Origin of the sequence: Acidiphilium sp. (assembly GCF_049977125.1) — a bacterium.
In the GTDB taxonomy this organism is placed as follows: Bacteria; Pseudomonadota; Alphaproteobacteria; order Acetobacterales; family Acetobacteraceae; genus Acidiphilium.
Genome location: NZ_JBMFGY010000126.1, coordinates 654 through 8,100 on the forward strand (window position 1 = coordinate 654; position 7,447 = coordinate 8,100).

Here is a 7,447-nt window from a genome sequence, read left to right on the forward strand (position 1 = left end):
CAATGCCCAATGCCCAATGCCCAATGCCCAATGCCCAATGCCCAATGCCCAATGCCCAATGCTCAAGAGCTTCATGAGCACGATGAGCACGATGAGCACGATGAGCACGATGGGCAGTCGGGGGCAAGCATTTGCGAACTGCAAAGAATGCGATGCGTGAAAGGCGAGGGCCGTAAATTTAAAAGAGCGATAGACTTCGGTTCGATACCGCCTCTTGATTGTGCCTCGGCCTCACAAGCGGTCAATAGACCAAAATTTTCCGGGATTTAAGGAATACTGGTCAAAGAACGAAAAATCCGAGGTTTAAAGAAAACTCATATCTGCTATTCAATTCAAAAAATTAATATGGCGATACCTAGAACCAGTAGTTTTAACAGAATTACATAATCACCGTTTTCAAAAAATAATGTGGAGGCATAGGATAGGAAAATTAAAACACGCGATCGCAGGTCACTCTTTGTTATCTGATGTTGACAGAATAGCTGTTGCCGAGATCGACATGGTTTTCGGTACCGTGACGCTTGGTGTCTGCGCTGCGGCGGCCACCGCCCTTACATTGACTGCAATCCTGTACCATCTCGGTTTTGACACATCCCACAAAGGCGAATGGTGGTGCGTCTATATCGTTGCCTGCGCCATCAGTCATTTAGTGCTCAAGCACCGTTACGCGCGATCACGACGGCAGGACGATGCGCTGTCCCATTTTGCGTTTTGGTTCACTGTCATTAGCTTCGCCGAGGGGATCGGCTGGGGCTGGGCTGTCGTCAGCCTGGCTGCGGGAGGTCCTGTCGCCGTACAATACATGGTCGTTCTGGTCATTGCTGGCATCTGCTCGGCAGCGGTCCCTGCATTCGGCCCCTATCTGCCGGCGTTTGCAGCCTTTTTTCTTCCAGCGACCTTGCCATATCTGGTGTTCGGGCTCTGGTCGGCAGATCCGTACCAGCACGCTGGTGCCTGGTTCATGCTGCTGTTCATCGTCGGAATGGGTGCTCTTGCGATCGTGTTCAACCGTACCTTCAGACAGTTGATTTCCATGCGGATGGCGGCTGAGCAGATGGCGATCGATCTGAAGCGTCAAAAAGACATCGCCGAACAGGCCAATCTCGCCAAATCGCGTTTCCTTGCCGCGGCAAGCCATGATCTGCGCCAGCCGGTGCACGCAATCGGCCTGTTCGTGGGTGCGCTGCGCGGCGTCGCCATGCCGCCGGAGGGACAGCGACTGCTCGAACAGATCGAAAGTTCAACCAACGCGATGGATGGTCTGTTTACTGCACTGCTCGACATCTCGCGGCTCGATGCCGGGGCGGTGGACGTCGTCAGGCGTCCCTTCGCGCTCGGCCCACTGCTGGACCGCATCTGCCGTGACCACGCTGCCGAGGCACTGGCAAAGGGCGTCACGCTGATCCACAAGCCGACGACCGCAATCGTGAATTCAGATCCGGTTCTAGTCGAACAGATTGCGCGAAACCTGATCAGCAACGCGGTGCGATACACCGATGTGGGCCGCATCGTCATCGCGACCCGCCGACGAGGTGCCACATTGCGGCTGCAGGTTTGGGACACCGGCCGAGGGATTGCGTCGGAGCAGCACGAGCGCGTGTTTGAAGAATATTTTCAACTCGGCAACCCTGAGCGCGATCGCACCAAAGGCCTCGGCCTCGGCCTGGCCATCGTGCGCCGGGTCGCTACCCTGCTCGATGCTGATCTTACCCTCCGCTCTCAACCAGGCCGCGGCTCCTGTTTCGAGCTGACCCTGCCGTTCGCAGATGCGCCCGATCCGCACGAGCAAGTCGAACATCGCAGCTCAGCCGGCGCCCTCGCGCGCGGATTGGTCGTGGTCATCGACGATGAACGAGCGATCCGCGAGGCGATGACAAGCCTTCTCGAGTCCTGGGGCCATCAGGTCATGGTTGCATCATCAGGAGATGAGGCGATCCAGGTACTCTCAGGCTGCCGTCAACGGCCGGATCTGATCATCTGCGATTATCGCCTGCGTGACGGTGAGAACGGTGTCGCGGTTGTCGACCGGCTTCGTGCTGATTACAACGAGGACGTTCCCGCGATGCTGATCACCGGTGACACCGGTCCCGACCGGTTGGCCGAAGCCCATGCCAGCGGCCTGCTTCTGCTCCACAAGCCCGTCTCGAACAGCAAACTGCGTGCCGCCATTGTCAACCTGATGGCAACGACACAAGTCGGTACATCCGCTCCACTATCGTGAGCCGCAATCAGATCAATCCGATCTGCCGCGCCACCGCGATGGCTTGAGTGCGGCTGACCACATCGAAAGCACGAAAAATCGACGTGACATGCGCCTTCACGGTTTTTTCCGACAGGCCCAGGTCGTGCGCGATCCGCCCGTTGGAATGGCCGGCACTCAATTTGCGCAATACGTCGAGTTGGCGCGGCGTCAGGGCCGCTTGCGGGTCGCTGGCATGGTGTCGATGCCTGGTTGGGTAGATATTGGTCGTTTCTGCCAGAATTAGTGGTGGCACGTAGATGTCACCGTTGAGCACAATCCGGATCGCGGCGAGAATCACCTGCTGGTTAGCCGATTTCGGTACATAACCCATGGCCCCATGGGCGAGCGCAGCCCTGGCATCGCGTGGATCTTCCGACGAGGACAATACAATAATGGGCAGGTCGGGTCGCATTTTGCCGAGTTCAGCGATCGCGGCCAAGCCGCCCGTTCCCGGCAGCAATAAATCGAGTACCACGAGGTCGAGATCCTGGTGTTCTGCCACCGATGATAACGCCTGGGCCGCATCGCCGGCCTGCAGCACGAGCGTATCGGTTTCAACCTGCGCCAGCAGGGCCGCGAATCCTTCGCGGAGCACCGGATGATCATCCACGATCAGTAATTTCATGACCGATAGTATGAGCCGTTGCCCGATCGGTCGGCAAGGGGACCAAAGCCTAGAGACCACCTGCAATATTTGACCATAGGCTTAAGACTTAGGTCCAATTTATTTTGTCTTGCAATTCGTTTATCAAATCATGAATGCCAAGAAGCATTCGAGCCGTGACTTCTGGACTCAACGATTGGCTCAAACCAGACGCTTTGCTTTTCAAATTAACGATTTCAATAGTTTAGGAGGTATCATGAAACGAATACATTTTTTTACGTCGATACGTACGGCTTTGCTCGGTGGTGTCTGCGTGTTGTGCGCAGCCGCTTATCTGACGGTGTCTGCCCGAGCGGGTGCCCTCGAAACTGGTATAAATTTGGGAGATTCTCCCGATTCCGCCTTCTATAATGGCGTCGTTGACGAAGGCTGGCTCTATACGCCGACCTCGAGTTACAATCTTTCCGGTATTTCAACGGAATTTTCGATTCCGACGGGCACGACAATCGAGGATCGGTCGGTAACGGCAGTGGTTTACGAAAACAACACGCCGGCAAATGGGGGTAGTCTTCTGGGGTCGTTTACGTTCAATTCCTCTGTCGCGGATGGCACGCTCGGTGGCGGAACCTTCGCCACTCCGTTGTCCCTTGTCGGCGGAAGTCAGTATTTTATCGGATTCGAGAATGTGGGACCTTTGAGTACCACGCCGAATGTGGACGATCTTGGCGTCAACGTTACTGCCGACACGGGGGCCACATTCCTCTCGAACTGGTATTTCGATGGAGGCGGTGCCATGTTCGGCAGTAAAGATCCGAATACCGACGAGTTTGGCCAGCCGATTCTCGCGTTCTATGCGGCGTCCACGACGAATCCGTTGCCGGTTCCGGAACCGGGCAGCCTCGCATTGTTAGGAACCGGACTGATCTGCCTTGCTGGCTTGCGTCTACGCCGACGCGCTATGAGCTGAGCGCCCACAGCGGCGACGCCGATGTCAGAGCGGGGTGCGCCAAAGTGAATAAGTTACCCGGGTTTGGCGTTTGAACTTGGGTTCCGCCGGCATTGTCAGGTTGATTGGATGAGGTGCGATTGACCTGGGTCACGATCGATCAGGCGGCCAGGTTGGCGGCGTAGTCGGTCCAGAGTGAAAATGCGTCAGCCCGATCATGGCGGAATGATCGGGCGGAGGGACGGTGGCGTTTCAGCCGGAACAGGGTGATGATCTGGTCGTGAGTGGCGAGAAATCTCTGAGCCTGGCCGGCAGACTTGAACCGGCCCAAGATCTTTTCTCGTCGTCTTGGATGGCGATGAGAGGCTTCGATCCTGTTGTTCAGCCGCTTGTGGGATCGATGATCGGCACTGCGGCAATCGTTGCGGAGTGCTACGTCGTAGCTCCAAAGCTTGTCGGTCACCACGACGCGCGGCTGCCCCCATCGGCGCATAAGCTTACGGAGAAACCGTCGGGCAGCATGGGCATTGCGCCGTTTCTGAACCAGGATGTCCAGCACGTCGCCCCGGTCATCGACGGCACGCCATGCCAGTGCGGCTCACCGCCGATTGTGATCACCATCTCGTCGATATGCCATTTGTCGCCCGCTGATGGTCTGTCGCGCCGGATCCGTGCTGCGATCTGCGGTCCGAACCGGTCGACCCGTACCCGGATCGTCTCGTAGCTCACCGTCACACTGCGTTCAGCCAGCAAATCCTCGACGTCCCGCAGGCTCAGGTTGAAACGGTAATAGGTCCAGACCGCGTAGGCGATCACCGATCGGGGGAAGCGATACCCCTTCAATCGCAACGTAGAGGTCAAATCCATCATTCCAAAGGGCTACGGGCACCGGGTGATTCGTCAATCTGACAATGCCAACGCTGATCATCTCGCGCAGAAAGTTGGAACCAGGGGATTTTCCAATATGCCGATGTCCGCTCACCGATGATTATCGCCTGGTGATTGCGGATTTGGCGTGGGCGAATGGACCTGGCGCCGAAATTCGTTGCACAAAACCCTGCGGGGCGGTCTCGTATCCGGCCTCGGTCAGAGCCGGCTTCATCCAACCAAACTGACAAAGCCATCAACAAACAGACGACCATTCTAATCCTGTCCATCATTGGCAAGATTTTTGCAGCTATCGGGAGACGATCAACACAGGAGCGATGGATGGCAGTTTGGGAACGGTGGCACCGGCGCATGACCGGGATTGTAATCGGACTTAGTGTTGCCGCACCGGCGGCTCAAGCTGCACTACCACCCGCAATGCTGAAATCCGGCACGATCCGCTATTGCAGTTCGATCAATCTGCCGCCGATGGAGTTCATGAATGCACAGAGCAAACCGGAAGGCGCGGATATCGACCTCGGTGACGCGCTGGCAAAGCGACTCGGTCTCAAGGCAGTTTATATCAACATGCCGTTTGCCGGATTGATCCCGGCGCTGCTCGCCGACCATTGCGACGCGATCATTTCCCAGCTGTTCATCAAGAAGAGCCGGCTGAAGGTGATCGACGAAATTCCCTACATGCTCTCCCATGAATCGGTGCTGACGAAACCGGGCGCACCCAAAGTGCCTGATTTGGAGGCATTGTCGGGTAAAAAAGTTGCCAGCGTGACCGGAACCACCGCGACGATCCTGCTCGACAAGGCCAATGCGGCGTTGAAAGCGGCCGGCCGCAAGCCGATCGACATCGTGCTGTTCCCCGACAATACCGGCGCGCTCCAGCAGTTGCAGATCGGCGAAGTCGCCGCCTACGGCGTGTCCTATGAAGCGGGTCGCTATTACGCCCACAAGATGCCCAGCCAGTTCGCGCTTGCCGGACCGCCCTATTTCAAGATCGAAACCGGGATCGGCCTGCGCAAGGACGAAACCGGGCTCAATCAGGCGCTGACGGCTTCTCTCGGGACCCTGATGAAAGACGGAACCTATGGACGCATCTTCAAGAAATGGAACCTGACCATCGACAAGCTGCCCGCCGGAGGCTGATGGCGATATGCATTTCGATTGGCCGTATTTCTGGCATCGGCTGCTGGTGCCGGATGGCGCGTTTCTCGATGGTCTGTGGCTGACGATCATCATCAGCGTCGGCGGCCAGATGATCGGTCTGGCGATCGGCCTGCCGGCGGCTCTGGCCCGTCGCTCGAACCTGTGGTTCGTCATGTGGCCGGCCCGCACCTATATTTTTCTGATGCGCGGCACGCCGTTGCTGGTCCAGATCGTGTTCATCTACACCGGGCTCGCGGCGGCGGGCATTCTGCGGTTTCACGACTGGCAGGCCGGCCCGTTCACCCTTGAAGGCAATGTCCAGGCCGGCATTCTTGCCCTTGGGCTGAATGAGGGTGCGTACATGGCCGAAATTTTCCGATCGGGGATCGACGCGGTCGATCGGGGCCAGACCGAGGCGGCGAAATCGCTCGCGATGACGCCCCACCAGGTTCTGCGCTATGTCGTGCTGCCGCAGGCCCTGCGGATCGTGCTTCTGCCGATCGGCAATCAGTTCAACATCATGCTGAAGAACTCGACGCTGGTGAGCGTGATTGGCGTCTCCGAAATGCTGCTGGTGACCGAGACGGTCAATTCCGTCACCTTCCGCACCTTCGAGCTCTACTCCGTCCTCGCCCTGTATTTTCTGGCACTCACATCGATCTGGGGCGGTGTGATGCGCTATGTCGAATGGCGGATGGACCGTGGCGCGCTGCGGGGCAACCAGGCTTTGCGCGACGCCGTTTTGATCGAGCCCGGTTGATGCCGGATTTTCTGATCGAGGCGGACGGTGTCGAGAAATATTTCGGCGCCAGCAAGATCCTCGATGGTGTGAGTTTCAAGATCGCACGCGGCGAAACCGTTGTCCTGATCGGGTCCTCCGGCTCGGGCAAGACGACCTTGCTGCGCTGCATCAATCATCTCGAGACGATCGACGCCGGTCGGATTACCGTCAACGGATTTCTGATCGGCTACCGCGACCGGCGCGGGATTCTGATCGACGATCGCGAGCGGAATATCGCCCGGCAGCGCCAAGATGTCGGCATGGTGTTTCAGCGTTTCAATTTGTTCCCCCACATGAGTGTTCTTGAAAACATCGTGCTCGCGCCGATCAAGGTGCGGGGCGAGAGCCGCGCAAAAGCCACTGAACGCGCCCGTCGCCTGCTGGCGCTCGTCCGTCTGTCGGACAAGGCCGAGGCCTATCCTGCCGCGCTGTCGGGCGGGCAGCAGCAGCGTGTCGCGATCGCGCGTGCCTTGGCGATGGAACCGGCGGTGATGCTGTTTGACGAGCCGACCAGCGCGCTCGATCCGGAGATGGTTGGTGAGGTTCTCGCGGTGATGCGTACCTTGGCGCAGGACGGTATGACGATGATGATCGTCACGCATGAGATGGGTTTTGCCCGGCAGGTGGCGGACCGGATGATCGTGATGGACCGGGGGCGGATCGTGGAGGTTGGACCACCGGCGCAGTTGTTTTCATGCGCAACCCACCCGAAAACACGCGCTCTGCTGATGGCCGGAAACGAGCGCGTGCTGTAAGCCTCGTTAATTGAGCGAGAGTGTAACAATGGGGTTGGATCTGGGGGAGCGTTTTTCCAGGTTCATGGTTTAGCGGCCGCCAGATGATCGA

6 protein-coding genes and 1 pseudogene are annotated in these 7,447 nt (G+C 57.9%); 5 read left to right on the forward strand and 2 right to left on the reverse strand.

Annotated elements, in window-relative coordinates; all coding sequences use genetic code 11:
* The first annotated feature begins 406 nt into the window (after positions 1 to 406).
* Positions 407 to 2,221 (forward strand): ATP-binding response regulator, encoded by a 1,815-nt coding sequence (locus ACP5E6_RS14580; RefSeq protein WP_427955110.1) that lies wholly within the window; start codon positions 407 to 409, stop codon positions 2,219 to 2,221.
* A gap of 7 nt (positions 2,222 to 2,228) precedes the next feature.
* Here the strand turns inward: ACP5E6_RS14580 and ACP5E6_RS14585 are convergent, their stop codons facing one another.
* Entirely contained in the window at positions 2,229 to 2,867 is a 639-nt protein-coding gene (locus ACP5E6_RS14585) for a response regulator (RefSeq protein ID WP_427955113.1), read from the reverse strand.
* Between the two features lie 130 nt (positions 2,868 to 2,997).
* On the opposite strand from ACP5E6_RS14585, the gene ACP5E6_RS14590 reads away from it, so the two are divergent.
* Positions 2,998 to 3,813 (forward strand): PEP-CTERM sorting domain-containing protein, encoded by an 816-nt coding sequence (locus ACP5E6_RS14590; protein ID WP_427955116.1) that lies wholly within the window; start codon positions 2,998 to 3,000, stop codon positions 3,811 to 3,813.
* Positions 3,814 to 3,952: 139 nt separating this feature from the next.
* Here ACP5E6_RS14590 and ACP5E6_RS14595 read toward each other — a convergent pair.
* A pseudogene (locus tag ACP5E6_RS14595) lies at positions 3,953 to 4,662 on the reverse strand (IS6 family transposase).
* 369 nt (positions 4,663 to 5,031) lie between these two features.
* On the opposite strand from ACP5E6_RS14595, the gene ACP5E6_RS14600 reads away from it, so the two are divergent.
* From ACP5E6_RS14600 to ACP5E6_RS14610, 3 genes are read left to right on the forward strand one after another with little or no spacing between them, the layout of a single operon-like run.
* Positions 5,032 to 5,820 carry an ABC transporter substrate-binding protein gene (locus ACP5E6_RS14600; protein ID WP_427955119.1) on the forward strand — a complete coding sequence of 263 codons (789 nt, stop codon included), beginning with the start codon at positions 5,032 to 5,034 and terminating at the stop codon, positions 5,818 to 5,820.
* Positions 5,821 to 5,827: 7 nt separating this feature from the next.
* On the forward strand, positions 5,828 to 6,580 hold the full coding sequence (locus tag ACP5E6_RS14605) for an amino acid ABC transporter permease (protein WP_427955121.1): 753 nt from the start codon (positions 5,828 to 5,830) through the stop codon (positions 6,578 to 6,580).
* Positions 6,580 to 7,356 (forward strand): amino acid ABC transporter ATP-binding protein, encoded by a 777-nt coding sequence (locus tag ACP5E6_RS14610; protein ID WP_427955123.1) that lies wholly within the window; start codon positions 6,580 to 6,582, stop codon positions 7,354 to 7,356. Before ACP5E6_RS14605 ends, ACP5E6_RS14610 begins: the two co-directional genes overlap by 1 nt.
* Positions 7,357 to 7,447: the final 91 nt, after the last annotated feature.

What these genes read in the sequence shown, in the direction of transcription:
- ACP5E6_RS14610 (WP_427955123.1), top strand. Translation starts at nt 6,580, where the DNA reads ATGCCGGATTTTCTGATCGAGGCGGACGGTGTCGAGAAATATTTCGGC.
- ACP5E6_RS14590 (WP_427955116.1), top strand. Translation starts at nt 2,998, where the DNA reads ATGAATGCCAAGAAGCATTCGAGCCGTGACTTCTGGACTCAACGATTG.
- ACP5E6_RS14585 (WP_427955113.1), bottom strand. Translation starts at nt 2,867, where the DNA reads ATGAAATTACTGATCGTGGATGATCATCCGGTGCTCCGCGAAGGATTC.
- ACP5E6_RS14600 (WP_427955119.1), top strand. Translation starts at nt 5,032, where the DNA reads ATGACCGGGATTGTAATCGGACTTAGTGTTGCCGCACCGGCGGCTCAA.
- ACP5E6_RS14605 (WP_427955121.1), top strand. Translation starts at nt 5,828, where the DNA reads ATGCATTTCGATTGGCCGTATTTCTGGCATCGGCTGCTGGTGCCGGAT.
- ACP5E6_RS14580 (WP_427955110.1), top strand. Translation starts at nt 407, where the DNA reads ATGTGGAGGCATAGGATAGGAAAATTAAAACACGCGATCGCAGGTCAC.